Genomic DNA, 17,808 nt, shown 5'->3' on the forward strand with positions numbered 1-17,808 from the left:
CGAGGCGGCCACCAGCAGGCCCAGGCCGTAGACGAGGCCGAAGCGCGCCGCCCGGTGCCGGCGGCAGAGGTGGCGCCCCCCGTCGTCGAAGGTGACCGCGTCGTTCCCCAGGAAGTTCCACGCCATCGCCCCGACGGCGGCGGCCACGCCCGCCGGCAGGTAGCCGACCCCCAGCGCCGTGAGCGTCGAGAAGATCGCCACGTTGACCAGCACCCCGCTCGTGCCGACCAGGCCGAAGAGCACCAGGCGGCTCAGCAGGAGACGCACGTGGTCGGGGCCCGCAGACATGGATGGCGGACGGATCCGCACGGGTGTCAGAAACGTAGGTACCCGGGGGATGAGGCCGTCCAATCAGTCTTCTGAAAAGTGAGGCGACGAGCGGGGGGAAGGAGCAGTCGACCACGGGAGGGTGGCGGGCCCGGAGGGACTCGAACCCCCGACCTACGCCTTCGAAGGGCGTCGCTGCTGTCCAGCTGAGCTACGGGCCCTCGCCCAGTGTACCAGACCGGGCCGGTCGGCGGGGAGGAGGAGAGGGGTCGTGCGGGGAAGGACGCGCCATGTTCACCATCGCCACCTGGGTGTGCAAGGCGGAAGGGATGAGCGACGAGGCGTTCCTGGCCTACTGGCTGGGCCCGCACGCGACGCTGGTCCGGCGCGTCTACACCCGGCTGCAGCGTTACGTCGTGCGGCGGGTGGTGGGCACGCTCCCCCGCGGCGAGGCCCCCTTCGACGGCCTGGCCGAGCTCACGTGGGCCTCCCGCGAGGAGTTCGACGCCGACGTCCGTTCGCCCGAGGTGCGGGAGATCCTGGCCGACCTGGGCCGCTTCACCCGCGCCTCGGGGACGGTGGTCCTGGAGGAGCACGTGGTCCTGCCCGGGTAGCTCCGGGTTGAGCGCCGACCCGCCCCCGCTATAATGAGAGGTTGGTGTGAGGGCCGTTAGCTCAACAGGCAGAGCAGGGGCCTCTTAAGCCTCGTGTTGGGGGTTCGAGTCCCTCACGGCCCTCCAGGGTGACGTGGCGCGGGCGTAGCCGAATCAGGTACAGGCGCCAGACTTAGGATCTGGTCGGCGCGAGCCGGTGGGGGTTCGAATCCCTCCGCCCGCACCAGTGCGGCGCGGAGGGCGGCTGGACGCCGGAGGCGGCCGTCGGGGCGGTGCCCCGGGCCGCTCTTTCGTTCCGGGCCGTCGGGGTCCGTGTTGGTCAGGGACGTCCCAAGCCCGGAGCGGAGCGGGCGCGCGACGCAGGCCGTGCGGTGGCGAAGGGCCCGCGGGGAGGAGCCGAAGTGGCCGAGGCGATGAAGGTCGAAGTGCGGCGGGAACCCCAGAGCCGGGCGGTCCTGGAGGTGGAGCTCCCGGCGGAAGCGGTGGCCGAGGCGATGCGCGAGGCGCACCGCCGCCTGGCCCACCGGGTGAACATCCCCGGCTTCCGCCGCGGTCGTGCGCCGGCCGCCCTGGTCGAGCGCTACGTCGGCCGCGACGGGGTCGTGGATGAGACCCTCAAGCTCCTCCTGCCCCGTACCGTCTTCCAGGCGATGGAGCAGGTGGGGCTGGAACCGATCAGCCGCCCCGAGATCGACGTGGACGAGCGGCAGGTCTCGCCCGACGCCCCGCTGCGCTTCACCGCCACCGTGGAGGTGGCACCCGAGGTCGACCCCGGCCCCTACCGGGAGGTGCGCGTCCCGCGCCCCGCGCAGACGCTCGAGGAGGGGGTGGTGGACCGCGCGCTGGAGGACCTGCGCCTGCGCCATGCCACGCTGGTCGCCTCGGGGGAGCCGGCCGCGCCCGGGGACTTCGTCCTGATCCGGGTCCTGGAGGGTCCGGCGGGGGCGGGGCGGCTGCAGGCGGGCAAAGAGTACCTAGTGGAGATCGGCAGCGGCACCTACCCGGAGGCCCTGGAGCAGGGGCTGGTGGGCGCCCGCCCCGGCGAGGAGCGCCGCCTGCCCCGGGGGAATAGCGACGAGGTCCTCGTGGTTCTGGTGAGTGACGTGAAGCGCCGCGAGCTCCCGCCCCTGGACGACGCGCTGGCCAGGCTGGAGGGGGCGGAGAGCCTGGCGGCGCTGCGAGCCCAGGTGGAGAGCCGGCTGGCCGCCGACGCCGCCCGCCGGGCCGAGGAGGCCTACGCGGAGGCCGTGCTGCGCGAGGTGCTCCGCCGGGGCACCGTGGACCTGCCGCGCTCGATGGTGGCGCACGAGGTGGCGCACCTGCGGGAGGACCTGGAGGCGTCGCTGCGGCGGCGGGGCCTGACCCTGGAAACCTACCGCCGGGCGGCCGAGAAGAGTATGGAAGAGGTGGAGGCGGACCTGACCGCGGCGGCGGAGGGGCGCCTGCGCACCCGGCTCGTCCTGGACGCCATCGCGCGCCGCGAGGGGCTCGAGCCCACGGAGGAGGAGATGGCTGCGGAGGTAGAGAACCTTGCGCAGAGTCTCGGGCAGGACGCGTCACGCGTGCGCGAGTGGCTCGCCCGGGAAGGGCGCCGCGACGCGCTGGCGGCCTCGCTCCGGCGCCGCAAGACCGTGCAGTTCCTCCTGGGGCTGGCCGCCGCCGAGGCGCCTGCGCCCCCACCGACGGAGACGCGCGAGGAGGATGCCTGAGACATGCCACCGCTGATCCCGTACGTCATCGAGTCCACGCCGCGCGGCGAGCGCGGCTACGACATCTACTCCCGTCTGCTGAAGGAGCGCATTGTCTTCCTGGGCGGGCCCATCGACGACGACGTCGCCAACCTGGTCATCGCCCAGCTGCTCTTCCTGGAGGGGGACGACCCCGACAAGGACATCATCATGTACGTGAACAGCCCGGGGGGGGACCTGATCTCCTCGCTGGCCATCTACGACACGATGCAGTACGTCCGTCCGGACGTGCAGACGGTGTGCGTAGGGCTGGCCGCCAGCGGCGGCGCGCTGGTCCTGGCCGGGGGGACGAAGGGCAAGCGCTCCTCCCTGCCGTACTCCCGCATCATGATCCACCAGCCCTGGGGAGGGGCGCAGGGTCAGGCCGTGGACATCGACATCCAGGCCCGGGAGGTCATCCGGCTGCGCCAGCTCATGAACGAGATCCTGGCGCGCCACACCGGGCAGCCCCTGGAGCGCATCGAGCGCGACACCGACCGCAACTTCTGGATGAGCGCCGAGCAGGCCAAGGAGTACGGCATCATCGACGAGATCATCGTCCCGCGCAAGGCCGTGGCGGTGAAGTAGGCGGGACGGGCGGGGGCGACGTGCCCGTGGACGGGATGTTCCGGTTCGGCGACGAGCGCGAGCGGCTCAAGTGCTCCTTCTGCGGCAAGTCCCAGGAGCAGGTGCGCAAGCTCGTGGCCGGGCCGGGGGTGTACATCTGCGACGAGTGCATCGAGCTGTGCAACGAGATCATCGAGGAGGAGTTCTCCGCCGAGGAGGCCCCCGGCCCCGTCCGCACCACTCCCAAGCCCCGGGAGATCTACGACACCCTCTGCCAGTACGTCGTCGGCCAGGACCGGGCCAAGAAGGCCCTGGCGGTGGCCGTCTACAACCACTACAAGCGCATCGGCTCCCGCCGCCCCAACGACGTGGAGCTGCAGAAGTCCAACATCCTGCTCATCGGCCCCACCGGGTGCGGCAAGACGCTGCTGGCCCAGACCCTGGCCCGCATCCTCGACGTCCCCTTCGCCATCGCCGACGCCACCTCGCTCACCGAGGCCGGCTACGTGGGCGAGGACGTGGAGAACATCCTCCTGCGCCTGATCCAGGCGGCCGACTACGACATCAAGAAGGCCGAGCGCGGCATCATCTACATCGACGAGGTCGACAAGATCGCCCGCAAGAGCGAGAACCCCTCCATCACCCGTGACGTCTCCGGCGAGGGGGTGCAGCAGGCGCTGCTGAAGATCCTGGAGGGGACGGTGGCCAACGTCCCGCCGCAGGGCGGACGGAAGCACCCCCACCAGGAGTTCATCCAGATCGACACGACGAACATCCTCTTCATCTGCGGCGGGGCCTTCGACGGGCTGGAGCGGATCATCGAGACGCGCGTGCGCCAGAGCAGCATGGGCTTCGGTGCGCACGTGGAGTCCCGGGCCAAGCGGCGGCTGGGGGAAACGCTCAGCAAGGTCATGCCCCAGGACCTGCTGCGCTACGGCATGATCCCGGAGTTCGTCGGCCGGTTGCCCATCATCGTCCCCCTCGACCCCCTGGAGGAGGCCGACCTCATCCGCATCCTGGTGGAGCCGCGCAACGCCCTGGTGCGGCAGTACCAGAAGATCCTCGACATGGACGGGGTGGAGCTGATCTTCACCGACGACGCCCTGCGGGCCATCGCGCGCGAGGCCATGGCCCGCAACACGGGGGCACGCGGGCTGCGCACCATCATCGAGGAGATCATGCTCAACATCATGTACGACATCCCCTCCCGCACCGACGTGAAGCGCTGCGTCGTCACGGAGGAGGCGGTGCTGCGGCGGCGCGACCCCATCCTGCTCACCTCGGCCGACCTGCGCCGCCTGGCCAAGGAGAAGCCGGCCTCCTGAGGGCCGTCGCGGCGCCGGGCCGCTGCGGGATGGTCCGGCCGGCCCGGGGCCCCGCGCCGATCTGGCGGGCTGCCGGCCGCCCTGGTATCCTGGAAGTAGCGCCAGAGGCAGGGAACAGGGGGCGGGGGGCGCCCCGTTTTCTCTTTATGGGCACAGATCGGGTAGAGGAGGCTGGATGAGCACGGAGATGACGGCCGTGGCCCGGGAGACCCTGCCGCTCCTGCCGCTGAAGGGCACCATCGTCTTCCCCCACCAGGCCCAGGGCCTGGGGGTGGGGCGGCCCAAGTCGCTGCGGGCCCTGGAGGCGGCGCTGGGGGCGGAGGGGGAGAAGCTCATCCTCCTGGTCGCCCAGCGGCAGGACGACATCGAGGATCCCACCCCCGACGACATCCACCGGGTGGGGACGGTGTGCCGCATCCTGCAGGTGGGCAAGCAGCCGGACGGCGTCCTGCAGGTGATCGTGGAGGGCGTGGTCCGGGCCGAGATCCTGGAGTACCTCCACACCGAGCCCTACTTCGCGGTGCGCATCGCCGCCCGACCCGACGTGGTGGAGCGGAGCCTGGAGGTGGAGGCCCTGGTGCGCGGGCTCTCCGCCTCCTTCGAGCGCTTCGCCCGGCTGTCCCGGGCGGTGCCGCCCGACCAGTTCGTCACCATCATGCAGGCGGAGGAGCCGGGCCGGCTGGCCGACCTGGTGGCGCAGCACCTCAACCTCAAGCTGGAGGAGCGCCAGGAGCTGCTCGAGGCGCCGCCCCAGGAGCGCCTGGAGAAGCTGGGGCAGTTGCTCTCGCGGGAGATCTCCATCCTCGAGCTGGAGCGGAAGATCCAGAACCGCGTCCGCAAGCAGATGGAGAAGTCCCAGCGGGAGTACTTCCTCAAGGAGCAGATGAAGGCCATCCAGCAGGAGCTGGGGGAGAGCGACGAGCGCCAGGCTGAGGCGGCCGAGTACCGCAAGAAGATCGAGGCGGCCAACCTCCCCGCCCACGTCAAGGAGAAGGCCCTGGAGGAGCTGGCCCGGCTGGAGAAGATGCCGCCCATGGTGGCCGAGGCGGTGGTGGTCCGCACCTACCTCGACTGGATCCTGGCCATCCCCTGGTCGGTGACCACCGAGGACCGCCTGGACATCGACGAGGCGCGGCGGATCCTGGACGAGGACCACTACGGCCTGACCAAGGCCAAGGAGCGGGTCATCGAGTACCTGGCCGTGCGCAAGCTGGCCCGGGAGAGCAAGGGCCCCATCCTGTGCTTCGTCGGCCCGCCCGGCGTGGGGAAGACCTCGCTGGGCAAGTCCATCGCCCGGGCGCTGGGGCGGAAGTTCGTGCGGGTCTCGCTCGGCGGCGTGCGGGACGAGGCGGAGATCCGCGGCCACCGGCGTACCTACGTGGGGGCGCTGCCGGGGCGGATCGTCCAGGGGCTGAAGCAGGCCGGCAGCCGCAACCCCGTCTTCATGCTGGACGAGATCGACAAGCTCGGCGTGGACTTCCGCGGGGACCCCTCGGCGGCGCTGCTGGAGGCGCTCGACCCGGAGCAGAACCACGCCTTCAGCGACCACTACCTGGAGCTGGCCCTGGACCTCAGCGAGGTCATGTGGATCACCACGGCCAACATCCTGGACACGGTGCCGCCGGCGCTGCGCGACCGGATGGAGGTCATCCGCTTCCCCGGCTACACCGAGGAGGAGAAGGTCCGCATCGCCGAGCAGTTCCTCATTCCCAAGCAGCGCAAGGCCACGGGGCTGACCGAGCAGCACGTGCAGTTCACCGAGGCGGCGCTGCGGCGCATCGTCCGGGAGTACACGCGGGAGGCCGGGGTCCGCAACCTGGAGCGGGAGATCGGGACGATCTGCCGGAAGGTGGCCACCGAGGTGGCCCGCGGGTCCACCCGCCAGGTCCGCGTCACCGTGGCCACCCTGCACAAGTTCCTGGGGCCGCCGCGCTTCCGCTTCGGGAGCCTGGAGAAGGAGGACGAGGTCGGGGTGGCCACCGGGCTCGTCTACACGGAGATGGGCGGGGACGTCACCAGCGTCGAGGCCACGCTGATGCCGGGGGAGGGGAAGCTCATCCTCACCGGGCAGCTGGGCGAGGTGATGAAGGAGTCCGGCCAGGCGGCGCTCTCCTACGTCCGCTCACGGGCGCGGCGGCTGGGCCTGCCGGAGGACTTCTACCGCAAGCTGGACGTGCACATCCACGTCCCGGCCGGGGCGCAGCCCAAGGAGGGGCCGTCGGCCGGGATCACCATGGCCACGGCGCTGGCCTCGGCGCTCACCGGCCGGCCGGTGCGGCGAGACGTGGCCATGACCGGGGAGATCACCCTGCGCGGGCGGGTCCTGCCCATCGGCGGGGTCAAGGAGAAGGTTCTGGCCGCCCACCGGGCGGGCATCCGCACCGTCATCCTCCCGAAGGAGAACGAGAAGGACCTGCACGAGATCCCGGCCAACGTCCGCCGGGCCCTGCGCATCGTGCTGGTGGACCACATGGACCAGGTGCTGGCCGAGGCCTTCGCCCCGGCTCCGGCGCAGGCCCAGGTGCCTGGGATGACGACGATCCCTGCGGCGGCCTACCGGCCCATCCCGCAGCCGGAGGCGATCCGGCAACCCGAGCCGCCCCCGGTGAGCTGACCGACTACGCTACTTCGGCTGCAGGCCGAAGGCCTGGTACTGCAGGGGGATGAAGTGGCGCCACTGCTCGGGGACGTCCGCCTCCGCGAAGATGGCCGTCACCGGGCAGACGGACTCGCACGCCCCGCAGTCGATGCACTCCTCCGGGTGGATCCAGAGCTGCTGGAGGGCGGTCTCCTTGGGGAAGTCGTCGGGCGGGACATGAACGGCCTCCCCCCGGGGGATGACCTGCTTGTCGGGGCCGGCCCCCGTGGCCGGGTCCGGAACGACGTAGCCGCCGACCTCCTCGACGTACTCGTAGATGCAGTCGACCGGACAGACCTCCACGCAGGACCGGTCCTTGGTCCCGATACAGGGCTCGGCGATGATGTAGGTCATCCCGCACCTCCGGAATAAATGCTGTCAGAAGCTCTCTCAAGACCACAATAACGGAGCTCAAGGGCCGTTGACAACCCATTTCAACGGGGATCTTGCAGGCGGATCATGTGTACTGTATTCTGGATACCGAATGCCGAATCTCGTGGAGCTGGGTGGCCCGATCCCCCCGCGGGAAACCGCCGCGGAGACGGTCTACCGCCGTCTACGCGAGGCCATCCTTTCCGGTCGCCTGCAGGAGGGGGAGGTGGTGCGCGAGTCGGCAGTGGCGGCCGCCTGGGGAGTGAGCCGCACACCGGTGCGCGACGCTCTCCGCCGCCTCCTGGCCGAGGGACTGGTGGAGGGACGGCGGGGGCGAGGGGTGGTCGTGGCGGCCCTGACCCCACAGACCGCCGCCGGGCTCCTCGACCTGTGGGAGGCCGTCGGGGGCATGGCCGCGAGGCGGGCGGCCGAGCGCGCGACCCCCGAGGTCCGGGCACAGCTCAGCACGCTCATCAAGACGGTGAGCGTGGCGGCGCGGGGCGGCGACGCGGCCTTCTTCGCCGCGGCCGAGGAGGCGATCCACGCCGCGGTGGGCTCCGCTGCCGGCAACCCCATCCTGGCCCGGGCGGTCGAGCGGGTCCGGGGGCGTCTGCGGCCGCTGCTCGCGCGCCTCCTGCAGAACCGCGGACGCACGACCCGATCCTTCCGTGAGCTGGCCCGGCTTACCGCGGCGATCCGCTCACGGGACCCGGACCGGGCCGAGGCGGCCCTGCGCGAGCACGTGGCCAGCCTGCGTCAGGAGGGCCGCGAAGCGGGGTGGCTCCTCCCCGGGCCTTGACGCCGAACGCTGGAGCGGCGTGACCCGTTGCGGCGGGCCGGGGACCTCCCTATACTGGGCGGTAACTCGAGGAGGAGTAGGGCCGCCACCGGCCGGAGCGAGGGAGACCCACCGGGTGCAAGGTTTCCCGGCGACGGACGGCCTGAACGTCGCCTCGAGGACCTGCGGAGGCGCGCCTCGCGGGCGCCGCCGCCGGGTGCGCCCGTGATCGCGCGTCGAGCTGCCGGCCCGGGCGCCCGGGTCGGTGACCAGGGTGGTACCGCGGAGCGCCGCTTCGCCCTTGGGGCGGGCGGCGTTTGTCGTTGGTCGGCGCCGACGACGGGGTGGGACGGGACCGACGCACAGCGAGGTGGACGATGGGAGAGGACCCGAGGACGCCGGAGGCGGGGACGGCCGAGGCCATGCCCAAGGTGTACGACCCGGCCGCGGTGGAGCCGCGCTGGTACGCGGTCTGGATGTCCCGCGGCTACTTCCACGCCCCGGTGGATCCCGCCCGCCAGCCCTACGTCATCATGATGCCGCTGCCCAACATCACCGGCGACCTGCACATGGGCCACGCCCTGAACAACACCTTGCAGGACGTCCTCATCCGCTGGCGGCGCATGCAGGGCTACAACGTCCTGTGGATGCCGGGCACGGACCACGCCAGCATCGGCACCCACGTGGTGATGGAGCGGGAGCTGGCCAAGGAGGGGAAGACGCGCTTCGACCTCGGGCGCGAGGCCTTCCTGGCGTTCGCCTGGAGCTGGAAGGAGAAGTACCAGCAGATCATCTACAGCCAGCTGCGTCGGCTGGGCTTCTCCTGCGACTGGGCGCGGGCCACCTTCACCATGGACCCGGCCTACAGCGACGCGGTCCTGGAGGCGTTCCTGCGCCTCTACCGGAAGGGCTACATCTACTACGGCAAGCGCATGGTCAACTGGTGCCCCCACGACCTCACCAGCGTCTCCGACCTGGAGGTGGAGCACCGCGAGGTGCAGGGGACGCTCTACCACGTGCGCTACCGGGGCGCCGACGGCGGCCCGGGGGTGGTCATCGCCACCCAGCGCCCCGAGACGATCCTGGCGGATGTGGCGGTGGCCGTGCACCCGGAGGACTCCCGCTACGCCGCGCTGGTAGGCCGGGAGGTCATCGTGCCGCTGGCCGAGCGGCGCGTGCCGGTGATCGCCGACCGGCGGGTGGAGCCGGACTTCGGCACGGGAGCGGTGAAGATCACGCCCGGCCACGATCCCCTCGACTACGAGATCGGCGCCGACCACGGGCTGCCCACCCTGGTGGTCCTGGACGAGGCAGGGCGGATGGCGGGCGAGGCGGCGAGCGCGTTTGCGGGGATGGACCGCTTCGCCGCCCGCACCGCGGTGGTGGAGGCGCTGCGCCGCCAGGGCCTGCTGGAGCGGGAGGAGCCCTACACGACCACGGTGGGCGTGTGCGACCGGTGCAAGACGGTGCTGGAGCCCTACATCACCGACCAGTGGTTCGTGCGCATGGAGGCGCTGGCCGCCCCGGCGATCCGGGTGGTGCGCGAGGGGAAGGTGCGCTTCCACCCGGAGCGATGGGCGCGGGTCTACCTGGACTGGATGGAGCACATCCGCGACTGGAACATCTCCCGGCGGCTGTGGTGGGGGCACCGCATCCCGGTGTGGCACTGCCGGGCGTGCCGCGAGATGGTGGCCCAGCGGGAGCGGCCGGCGCGCTGTCCGGCCTGCGGCGGTGCGGACCTGGAGCAGGAGGAGCAGATCCTCGACACCTGGTTCAGCAGCGCGCTGTGGCCCTTCGCCACCCTGGGGTGGCCGCAGACCACGCCCGAGCTGCGCTACTTCTACCCCGGCGACGTGCTGGTGACGGGGCGGGACATCATTCACCTCTGGGTGGCCCGTATGATCATGATGGGCCTGGAGTTCCTCGGGGAGGTGCCCTTCACCGACGTCTACATCAACCCCACGGTGCTCAACCTGCAGGGGCAGCGGATGAGCAAGTCGCTGGGGACGGGTCTCGACCCTATCGACTACGTCGAGCAGCAGGGCTACGGCGCCGACGTCCTCCGCTTCGCCCTGGTGGTGCGCTGCTCCCAGCAGCAGCAGGACCTGCGCTTCAGCGCCAAGATGCTCGACGACGTGCGCACCTTCACCACGAAGATCTGGAACATCGCCCGCTTCGTGCAGCTGCACCTCGCCGGCTTCGGGCCGTCCGAGGGCACGGCGCCCCCGGTGGGCCTCTCCCCGCTCGACCTCTGGGTGCTGAGCCGCTACGCCCGCACCGTCCAGGAGGTCACCGACGACCTGGAGGGGTTCGAGTTCGACAAGGCGGCCCGGGCCTGCTACGACTTCCTCTGGTCCACCTACGCCGACTGGTACGTGGAGCTGGCCAAGGTGGACCTCTACGCGCCCGACGGCGGGCCGGCCCGCGAGGAGCGGCGCCGGGCGGTCCGCTGGACGCTGTGGACGGTGCTGGAAGGGAGCCTGCGGCTGCTCCACCCGATCATGCCCTTCATCACCGAGGAGGTGTGGCAGCGCCTCCCCCACCGCGGCGAGAGCATCATGGTGGCGCCGTGGCCCGAGGTGCCGGAGAGCTGGGTGGACCCGGAGGTGGAGGCCACGGGCGACCGCCTGGTGGCGGTGGTGCGCGCCATCCGCTCGCTGCGCGCCGACCTCGGCGTCCCGCCGGGGACGCGGGTCCCCGCCGTGCTGCGCGCCCCGGCGGAGCTGCACCCGACGCTGGGGGCCCTGCGTCCCTACATCGCCGCCCTCGCCCGCTCCGACCCGCTCACCGTGGAGGACCTGGCGGCGGCGCGGCCGGCGGGGACGGCGGGGCTGCTGGCCGACGGCGTGGAGGTGTTGCTCCCGGTGGCGCCGGCCGACCGCGACCGCATCCGCGCGCGCCTGGCGCAGGAGCTCGCCCGAGTCAGCGCGGAGCTGCAGCGGGTGGAGGGCCGCCTGCGCAGTGCGGACTTCCAGGCGCGTGCGCCGCAACCGGTGGTGGAGGCGGAGACCGCGCGGCGGGAGGCGCTGCGCGAGCGGTCGCGCGTCCTGGAAGGTCACCTGGCGGCGCTGCAGGGGTGAGCCGGGCGGCCGCGCCGGTGTGCGTGGCCGCAGCGGTGTACGCGGCTGCACCGGTGTACGCGGCCAGCATGTGCGCGGCCGCAGGAAACCGCCGCATCCTCCCGAACACCACCGTGGCGCGACCTGTGAGGGGGGACGCCCGTGCGACCCAATACCGTCGTCGTGACCATCGCGCTCGTCGGTCTCTTCTTCCTCTCGCTGGCCCTCGGGTATGTGGCGGGCGAGGTCTTCCTGCGGCCGGAGGCCCGGACGCCAGCTCCCGCGGTCACGCCGCTGCCGCCCCCGGCCGTGGCGTCCACGCCGGAGCCGGTGGTGCCCCGCCCCGCCTTGCCGCCGAGTCCCTCGCCGGCGCCGGCGAGGGAGCCTCGGCCGGTGACGCCGCCCGCCCCGCCCCACACCGCGCCGCCCCCCGCGCGCCGCTCGACCCCCCGCCCCACCGTGACGGCGGCCGCGCCGGAGCGCCCGCCCGCTCCGGGGACGGGGCTCTACCGCGTCCAGGCGGGTGCCTTCCTGCGGCGGGAGAACGCCGAGGAGCGCGCGGCGCAACTGCGCGCCGCTGGCTTCGACGCCTACATCCTCCGCGCGGAGAACCTCTACAAGGTGCAGGTGGGCGCCTTCACCGACCGCGCCAACGCCGAGCGGCTGGCCGAGCGGTTGCGTGCGGTCGGGTACGAGATCATCATCGTCCGCCAGTAGCGCCGGCGCGTGTACCCCCGCCCCCAGTCGCCCGAGCGCTTCGGCTTCGAGAAGATCCTCTACACCAAGGGGCCGGGGTGGGCCCGCGTCACCATCAATCGCCCCGAGGTCCTCAACGCGCTGGACTTCCAGACGCTCACCGAGATGGCCACGGCCTTCCAGGACGCCTCCTGGGACGACGCCGTGGGGGTGCTCGTCCTCACCGGGGCAGGAGACCGCGCCTTCTGCACGGGCGCGGACCTGCGGGAGCAGGAGCGCTTCCTGGAGCGGCCGCGCGATTACTGGAAGTGGATGGGCGCCTTCATCGAGGCCAACGAGCGGCTGCGCAACCTGGGCAAGCCCACCATCGCCCGCCTCAACGGCATGGTCGTCGGCGGCGGCAACGAGTTCAACCTGGCCTGCGACCTGGCCGTGGCCGCCGACGACATCCTCCTGCAGCACGTGGGGCCGGCGCGCGGCAGCGTCCCGGCGGCGGGGGCGACCCAGTGGATGCCGCTGCTGGTGGGGGACCGGCGCGCCCGGGAGGTGCTCTTCCTGTGCGAGCCGTACACGGCGCAGCAGGCGCTGGCCTGGGGGTGGGTGAACCAGGTCGTCCCGCGGGCGGAGCTGGACGCCGCCGTCGACGCGCTCATCGCCAAGCTGCTGGCCAAGCTCCCGGAGGTCACCCGCTACACGAAGCAGCAGCTCAACTTCTGGCGCGACCTCTCCTGGCACCTCACGGTGGGGCACGCCCGCGACTGGCTGACGCTGCACGCGGGCGCACCGGAGACGCAGGAGGGCCTGGAGGCCTTCCGCGCCAAGCGGCCGCCCGACTACGCCGCCATCCGCCGGCGTCTGGCCGCGGGGGCGTCCACGGAGTACCCCTGGGGCCCGGCCACCCGCACCTGCCCCCACTGCGGCGCTGCGCGCCTCCCGCAGGGGTTCGCCTACTGCGGCCGGTGCGGGCACCCCCTGCCGCCGCCCGGTGAGGGGTCCGGCACGGGCGCGGGGTCCGCGGGGGGCCCGCCCGGGGCGGGATCGGCGGGAGGCCTGCCCGGAGCGGGATCGCCCGGAGGCCCGCCCGGGGCGGGGTGGGCGGGCGGCGCACCTCCGGGCCCGGCCAGCCCGCCTGCCTGATCCCCGGGCCCTTCGGGGCGCACATCACCCGTACACGGGAGGAGGGTGCCGATGGAGTTCCAGCACCTCATCGTCACGCGCGAGGACGCCGTGGCCGTCGTGCGGCTCAACCGGCCCGACGTCCTCAACGCCCTCAGCCAGGCGGTGATGGACGAGCTTGTCGCCGCCCTGGAGGCCCTCGACCGGGACGAGGCCGTACGCTGCATCGTCCTCACCGGCGGCCCGCGGGCGTTCGCCGCCGGGGCCGACATCCGCGAGTTCGAGGGCGCCACCCCGGTGACGATGCTGCAGGGCTACCGCTTCCAGCAGTGGGAGCGCATCCGCCAGGTCAGCAAGCCCCTCATCGCCGCGGTGCAGGGGTTTGCGCTGGGGGGCGGCAACGAGCTGGCGATGCTGTGCGACATGATCATCGCCGGGGAGGGCGCCCGCTTCGGCCAGCCGGAGATCAACCTGGGGCTGATGCCGGGCGCCGGGGGGACGCAGCGGCTCACCCGCGCCGTCGGGAAGGCGCGGGCGATGGAGCTCGTCCTCACCGGGCGCCACCTCACCGCCCGGGAGGCGGAGGCGGCGGGCCTGGTGACGCGGGTGGTCCCGGACGAGCTGGTGCTGGACGAGGCGCTGCGCCTGGCCCGGGAGATCGCCGGCAAAGCCCCGGTGGCGGTGCGCCTGGCCAAGGCGGCGGTGCTCAAGGCCTTCGACACCCACCTGGAGGGCGGGCTGGACTACGAGCGCAAGTGCTTCTACCTGCTCTTCGCCACCGAGGACCACCGCGAGGGGGTGGCGGCCTTCCTGCAGAAGCGCCCGCCGCAGTTCCAGGGGCGGTAGCCGGATCGCCGCCGGAGCGGCGGCGCGTCGGGCTGAGCCCGTCGGGTCCGTGGAGGTGAGCGGTATGGCCGAGCCCGCATACGAGACGGTGCAGGTGACGGTGGAGGAGGGGATCCTCCTCTGCACGCTGAACCGCCCCGACGTGCTGAACGCCGTGAACGACCGCATGAGCGAGGAGCTGCACGAGGTGCTGCGGCGGGCCGAGCGGGACGCGGCGGTGCGCTGCGTGGTGCTCACCGGCGCCGGTCGCGGCTTCTGCTCGGGACAGGACCTGCGGGACCGGCGGGGGGTGGGGGAGGTCTCCTACGGCGACTCGCTGCGCCGGCGCTACAACCCGATCGTGGTGCGCCTGGCCACCATGGAGAAGCCCACCATCGCCGCCGTGAACGGGGTCGCGGCGGGGGCCGGGTGCAACCTGGCCCTGGCGTGCGACCTGCGCGTGGCCAGCGAGCGCGCCGCGTTCATCGAGGTCTTCGCCCGCGTCGGCCTCATCCCCGACTCCGGCGGCACCTGGTTCCTGCCGCGGCTCGTCGGGCTGGGCAAGGCCTTCGAGCTGGCCTACCTGGCGGAGCCGCTGGACGCCCAGGAGGCGCTGCGGCTGGGGCTAGTGAACCGGGTGGTGCCCCACGAGGCGTTGCTGCCGGAAACCCTGGCGTGGGCGCGCCGGCTGGCGAGGGGTCCCACCCGGGCCTACGCCCTGGCCAAGCGCGGCCTGCGCTTTGCGCAGACCGCGCCGCTGGAGCAGGCGCTCGAGTACGAAGCCTACCTCCAGGAGGTCGCCGGGCGCACCGCCGATCACCGCGAGGGCGTGGCGGCCTTCCTGGAGAAGCGGCCGCCCCGCTACACTGGCGCCTGACCGGGCGGCCACGCCGGGGAGCTTCGGCCGCCATGGACGGGACGGTGGTGCGGCGCCTGGGCGTCGTCGGCGCCGGCACCATGGGAGCGGGGATCGCCGAGGTCGGGGTGCGCCGCGGGATCCCCACGGTGCTCTGCGACGTGGCAGCACCGATCCTGCAACGCGCCCGCGACCGCCTCCAGGCCGCCCTGGACCGGGACGTCGAGCGGGGGCGGCTCACGCGGGCCGACGCGGAGGCGGCGCTCCAGCGCCTCACCGTCACCGTCGACCTGGCCGACCTGGCGGCGTGCGACCTGGTCGTCGAGGCGGTCCCCGAGGACCTGGCCCTGAAGCGCGAGCTCTTCACCCGCCTCGATGCCGTCGTGCCGCCTCCGGCGATCCTGGCCTCCAACACCTCCTCGCTCTCCATCACCGCCCTCGCCGGCGCCACCACCCACCCCCAGCGCGTCCTGGGACTGCACTTCTTCAACCCCGCGCCGGTCATGGCGCTGGTCGAGGTGGTGCCGGGCCGTACCACCGACCCGGCGGTCGTGGCGCGGGCGCGGCAGGCCGTCGCGGCGCTGGGCAAGACGCCGGTGGAGGTCCAGGATACGCCCGGCTTCATCGTCAACCGCATCGCCCGCCCCTTCTACGTGGAGGCCGTGCGCCTGCTGGCGGAGCAGACCGCGCCGGTGGCGGTGATCGACCGGATCATGCGCCGCGCCGGGGGTTTCCGCATGGGCCCCTTCGAGCTGCTCGACCTCATCGGCCTGGACGTGAACCTGGCGGTGACGCGCTCGCTGTACGAGGCGACCTTCCACGAGCCGCGCTTCCGGCCCCACCCCATCCAGCAGCGCATGGTGGACGCGGGGCTGCTAGGACGCAAGACGGGGCGGGGCTTCTACACGTACGGCGAGGGGGCGGAGAGCGGCGGAGGTGGCGAGGCGGGGGTCCCGGCGCTGCCGGCGGCGGTGGAGCGGCAGGCCGCGGCGATGCGCCGTATCGCGGTGGCCGGGGAGGGCGCGCTCGCCGAGGCGATCGTCCGGGCCGCCGAAGGCGCCGGCCTGGTGGTGGCGCGCGGGGTGCCGGCGGAGGGCCCCCTGGACGCGGTGGTGGACGTGGAGGTGGCGCCAGCGGCCAAGGCGGCGGTGATGGCGGCGGCGGACCGGGCCGGCGACCCGCTGCGGCTCACCCTGGCCCTGGCGACTTCGGCCACCGCCATGGCCGCGCGCTCGGCGGCGCCGCACCGGGTTGTGGGCTTCGCCACGCTCCCGCCGTGGGAGGCGCGCCCGCTCGTGGAGGTGCTCCCGGCGCTGCAGAGCGCCCCCGCCGCGGTGGAGGCGGCCCTGGCTCTGCTGGCCCGCCTGGGCAAGGAGACCGCCCTGGTGCGCGACGGGGTCGCCGGGGTCTTCCCGCGCATCGCGGCCATGCTGGTGAACGAGGCGCTCTTCGCCCTGGGCGAGGGCGTGGCCACCGCGGAGGCCATCGACACGGCCATGCGGTTGGGGATGAACTTCCCTGCGGGGCCGCTCGCCCTGGCGGACAGCGTGGGGCCGCCCCTCGTGCTGGCCGTCCTGGATGGGCTGCACGCCGACCTGGGGGAAGACCGCTACCGGGCGGCCCCGCTGCTGCGGCGCGTGGTGGCGGCCGGCCGCGGCGTCCTTGAGGGGGCGGGGCGCCGACCTGCCCCCGATGCGGGCCCGCGGCTATGATGAGGCCGGAGGGGACGTCGATGCCTGACGCCGTGATCGTCGACGCGGTGCGCACGCCGGTGGGTCGGCACGGGGGCGTCCTCAAGGACGTCCGCCCCGACGACCTGGCCGCGCTGGTCATCCGCGAGCTGGTGCGCCGCAACCACCTGCCGCCCGCGGACATCGAGGACATCATCTTCGGCTGCAGCAACCAGGCGGGGGAGGACAACCGCAACGTCGCCCGCATGGCCGTCCTGCTGGCCGGGCTGCCGGTGGAGGTGGCCGGCCAGACGGTCAACCGGCTCTGCGGCTCGGGGCTGCAGGCGGTGGTCACGGCGGCGCATGCCGTGACCGCCGGAGAGGGGGACGTCTTCATCGCCGGGGGCGTCGAGTCGATGACGCGGGCGCCCTGGGTGATGCCCAAGCCCGCGCAGGGGTTTCCCCGCGGCAACGTCGAGCTCTACGACACCACGCTGGGCTGGCGCTTCGTCAACCCGCGCCTCGCCGAGGTGTACCCGCCCTACAGCATGGGCGAGACCGCCGAGATCGTGGCCGAACGCTGGGGCATCACCCGAGAGGAGCAGGACGCCTTCGCCCTGGAGAGCCAGCGCCGCGCGGCGGCGGCCATCGCCAGCGGGCGCTTTCGGGACGAGATCGTCCCCGTGGTGATCCCCCGGCCGCGGGGCGAGCCTGTGGTGGTGGACACCGACGAGCACCCCAGGCCGGCAACGACCCTGGAGGCGCTGGCAAAGCTCCCCCCGGCCTTCAAGCCGGGCGGCACCGTGACGGCCGGCAACAGCTCCGGGATCAACGACGGCGCGGCGGCCCTGTTGGTGACCTCGCGGACCTACGCCGAGTCCCACGGGCACGTCCCCCGCGCCCGCGTCGTCGCCAGTGCGGTGGCTGGCGTGGATCCGGCCACGATGGGCCTCGGCCCGGTGCCGGCCACGCGCAAGGCGCTGCAGCGCGCTGGGCTGCGGGTGGAGGACCTGGACGTCATCGAGCTCAACGAGGCCTTCGCGGCCCAGGTGCTGGCCTGCGTGCGCGAGCTGGGGCTGCCGCTGGACCGGCTCAACCCCAACGGTGGGGCGATTGCGCTCGGGCACCCCATCGGCTGCAGCGGCGCGCGCATCCTCACGACCCTCCTGTACGAGCTGGAGCGGCGGGAGGGGCGCTACGGCCTGGCCACGATGTGCATCGGCGTGGGGCAGGGGATCGCGCTGGTGATCGAGCGGCTGCCGCGGTAGGGGTCGGGCCCCCCGGCGGATCGAGGACCG

The 17,808-nt window shown here is 73.0% G+C and carries 15 protein-coding genes and 3 tRNA genes; 15 read left to right on the top strand and 3 right to left on the bottom strand.

What is annotated here, in order from left to right:
• Positions 1-267: GtrA family protein (locus tag RB146_04455; protein ID MDQ7828234.1), on the bottom strand; the 267-nt coding region annotated here is incomplete at its 3' end.
• Between the two features lie 143 nt (positions 268-410).
• A tRNA-Arg gene (locus RB146_04460) sits at positions 411-488 on the bottom strand.
• A gap of 69 nt (positions 489-557) precedes the next feature.
• On the opposite strand from RB146_04460, the gene RB146_04465 reads away from it, so the two are divergent.
• The 7 genes from RB146_04465 (at position 558) to lon (ending at position 7,114) form a co-directional block, all read left to right on the top strand.
• On the top strand, positions 558-881 hold the full coding sequence (locus tag RB146_04465) for an EthD family reductase (GenBank protein ID MDQ7828235.1): 324 nt from the start codon (positions 558-560) through the stop codon (positions 879-881).
• 50 nt (positions 882-931) lie between these two features.
• Positions 932-1,007: transfer RNA gene (locus tag RB146_04470), tRNA-Lys, on the top strand.
• Positions 1,008-1,019: 12 nt separating this feature from the next.
• A tRNA-Leu gene (locus RB146_04475) sits at positions 1,020-1,107 on the top strand.
• Positions 1,108-1,252: 145 nt separating this feature from the next.
• On the top strand, positions 1,253-2,590 hold the full coding sequence (gene tig / locus RB146_04480) for a trigger factor (protein MDQ7828236.1): 1,338 nt from the start codon (positions 1,253-1,255) through the stop codon (positions 2,588-2,590).
• Positions 2,591-2,593: 3 nt separating this feature from the next.
• Positions 2,594-3,196 carry an ATP-dependent Clp endopeptidase proteolytic subunit ClpP gene (gene clpP, locus RB146_04485; protein MDQ7828237.1) on the top strand — a complete coding sequence of 201 codons (603 nt, stop codon included), beginning with the start codon at positions 2,594-2,596 and terminating at the stop codon, positions 3,194-3,196.
• Between the two features lie 35 nt (positions 3,197-3,231).
• The gene (clpX, locus tag RB146_04490) at positions 3,232-4,500 is read left to right on the top strand and encodes an ATP-dependent Clp protease ATP-binding subunit ClpX (protein MDQ7828238.1); all 1,269 of its coding nucleotides are present in this window, start codon (positions 3,232-3,234) and stop codon (positions 4,498-4,500) included.
• 175 nt (positions 4,501-4,675) lie between these two features.
• A complete protein-coding gene (lon, locus tag RB146_04495) occupies positions 4,676-7,114 on the top strand; it encodes an endopeptidase La (protein MDQ7828239.1) in 2,439 nt (812 codons plus the stop codon).
• A gap of 9 nt (positions 7,115-7,123) precedes the next feature.
• Here lon and RB146_04500 read toward each other — a convergent pair whose 3' ends face one another.
• Positions 7,124-7,492: a 4Fe-4S binding protein gene (locus RB146_04500; GenBank protein MDQ7828240.1), complete on the bottom strand. Its 369-nt coding sequence runs from the start codon at positions 7,490-7,492 to the stop codon at positions 7,124-7,126.
• Between the two features lie 130 nt (positions 7,493-7,622).
• Here RB146_04500 and RB146_04505 point away from each other — a divergent pair, with 130 nt between their 5' ends.
• From RB146_04505 to pcaF, 8 genes are all read left to right on the top strand, one after another.
• Positions 7,623-8,309 carry a GntR family transcriptional regulator gene (locus RB146_04505; protein MDQ7828241.1) on the top strand — a complete coding sequence of 229 codons (687 nt, stop codon included), beginning with the start codon at positions 7,623-7,625 and terminating at the stop codon, positions 8,307-8,309.
• A 356-nt stretch (positions 8,310-8,665) separates the two neighbouring features.
• A complete protein-coding gene (locus RB146_04510; GenBank protein MDQ7828242.1) occupies positions 8,666-11,368 on the top strand; it encodes a valine--tRNA ligase in 2,703 nt (900 codons plus the stop codon).
• A gap of 141 nt (positions 11,369-11,509) precedes the next feature.
• Positions 11,510-12,064, top strand: a complete 555-nt coding sequence (locus RB146_04515; GenBank protein MDQ7828243.1) for an SPOR domain-containing protein — start codon at positions 11,510-11,512, stop codon at positions 12,062-12,064.
• A gap of 9 nt (positions 12,065-12,073) precedes the next feature.
• Positions 12,074-13,180 carry an enoyl-CoA hydratase-related protein gene (locus tag RB146_04520; GenBank protein MDQ7828244.1) on the top strand — a complete coding sequence of 369 codons (1,107 nt, stop codon included), beginning with the start codon at positions 12,074-12,076 and terminating at the stop codon, positions 13,178-13,180.
• A gap of 51 nt (positions 13,181-13,231) precedes the next feature.
• A complete protein-coding gene (locus RB146_04525; protein MDQ7828245.1) occupies positions 13,232-14,005 on the top strand; it encodes an enoyl-CoA hydratase-related protein in 774 nt (257 codons plus the stop codon).
• Between the two features lie 64 nt (positions 14,006-14,069).
• On the top strand, positions 14,070-14,861 hold the full coding sequence (locus RB146_04530) for an enoyl-CoA hydratase-related protein (protein MDQ7828246.1): 792 nt from the start codon (positions 14,070-14,072) through the stop codon (positions 14,859-14,861).
• Between the two features lie 32 nt (positions 14,862-14,893).
• Complete coding sequence (locus tag RB146_04535; protein ID MDQ7828247.1) at positions 14,894-16,552, top strand: 3-hydroxyacyl-CoA dehydrogenase; 1,659 nt, start codon at positions 14,894-14,896, stop codon at positions 16,550-16,552.
• Positions 16,553-16,572: 20 nt separating this feature from the next.
• Entirely contained in the window at positions 16,573-17,778 is a 1,206-nt protein-coding gene (gene pcaF / locus RB146_04540) for a 3-oxoadipyl-CoA thiolase (GenBank protein MDQ7828248.1), read from the top strand.
• Positions 17,779-17,808: the final 30 nt, after the last annotated feature.

The organism is Armatimonadota bacterium (genome assembly GCA_031081585.1).
In the GTDB taxonomy this organism is placed as follows: Bacteria; Sysuimicrobiota; Sysuimicrobiia; order Sysuimicrobiales; family Humicultoraceae; genus Geohabitans; species Geohabitans tengchongensis.

Coding starts and splice junctions, on each gene's coding strand:
- RB146_04500 (MDQ7828240.1), bottom strand. CDS start 7,492: ATGACCTACATCATCGCCGAGCCCTGTATCGGGACCAAGGACCGGTCC.
- clpX (MDQ7828238.1), top strand. CDS start 3,232: ATGTTCCGGTTCGGCGACGAGCGCGAGCGGCTCAAGTGCTCCTTCTGC.
- RB146_04525 (MDQ7828245.1), top strand. CDS start 13,232: ATGGAGTTCCAGCACCTCATCGTCACGCGCGAGGACGCCGTGGCCGTC.
- RB146_04505 (MDQ7828241.1), top strand. CDS start 7,623: ATGCCGAATCTCGTGGAGCTGGGTGGCCCGATCCCCCCGCGGGAAACC.
- pcaF (MDQ7828248.1), top strand. CDS start 16,573: ATGCCTGACGCCGTGATCGTCGACGCGGTGCGCACGCCGGTGGGTCGG.
- RB146_04530 (MDQ7828246.1), top strand. CDS start 14,070: ATGGCCGAGCCCGCATACGAGACGGTGCAGGTGACGGTGGAGGAGGGG.
- clpP (MDQ7828237.1), top strand. CDS start 2,594: ATGCCACCGCTGATCCCGTACGTCATCGAGTCCACGCCGCGCGGCGAG.
- RB146_04535 (MDQ7828247.1), top strand. CDS start 14,894: ATGGACGGGACGGTGGTGCGGCGCCTGGGCGTCGTCGGCGCCGGCACC.
- RB146_04465 (MDQ7828235.1), top strand. CDS start 558: ATGTTCACCATCGCCACCTGGGTGTGCAAGGCGGAAGGGATGAGCGAC.
- RB146_04510 (MDQ7828242.1), top strand. CDS start 8,666: ATGGGAGAGGACCCGAGGACGCCGGAGGCGGGGACGGCCGAGGCCATG.
- lon (MDQ7828239.1), top strand. CDS start 4,676: ATGAGCACGGAGATGACGGCCGTGGCCCGGGAGACCCTGCCGCTCCTG.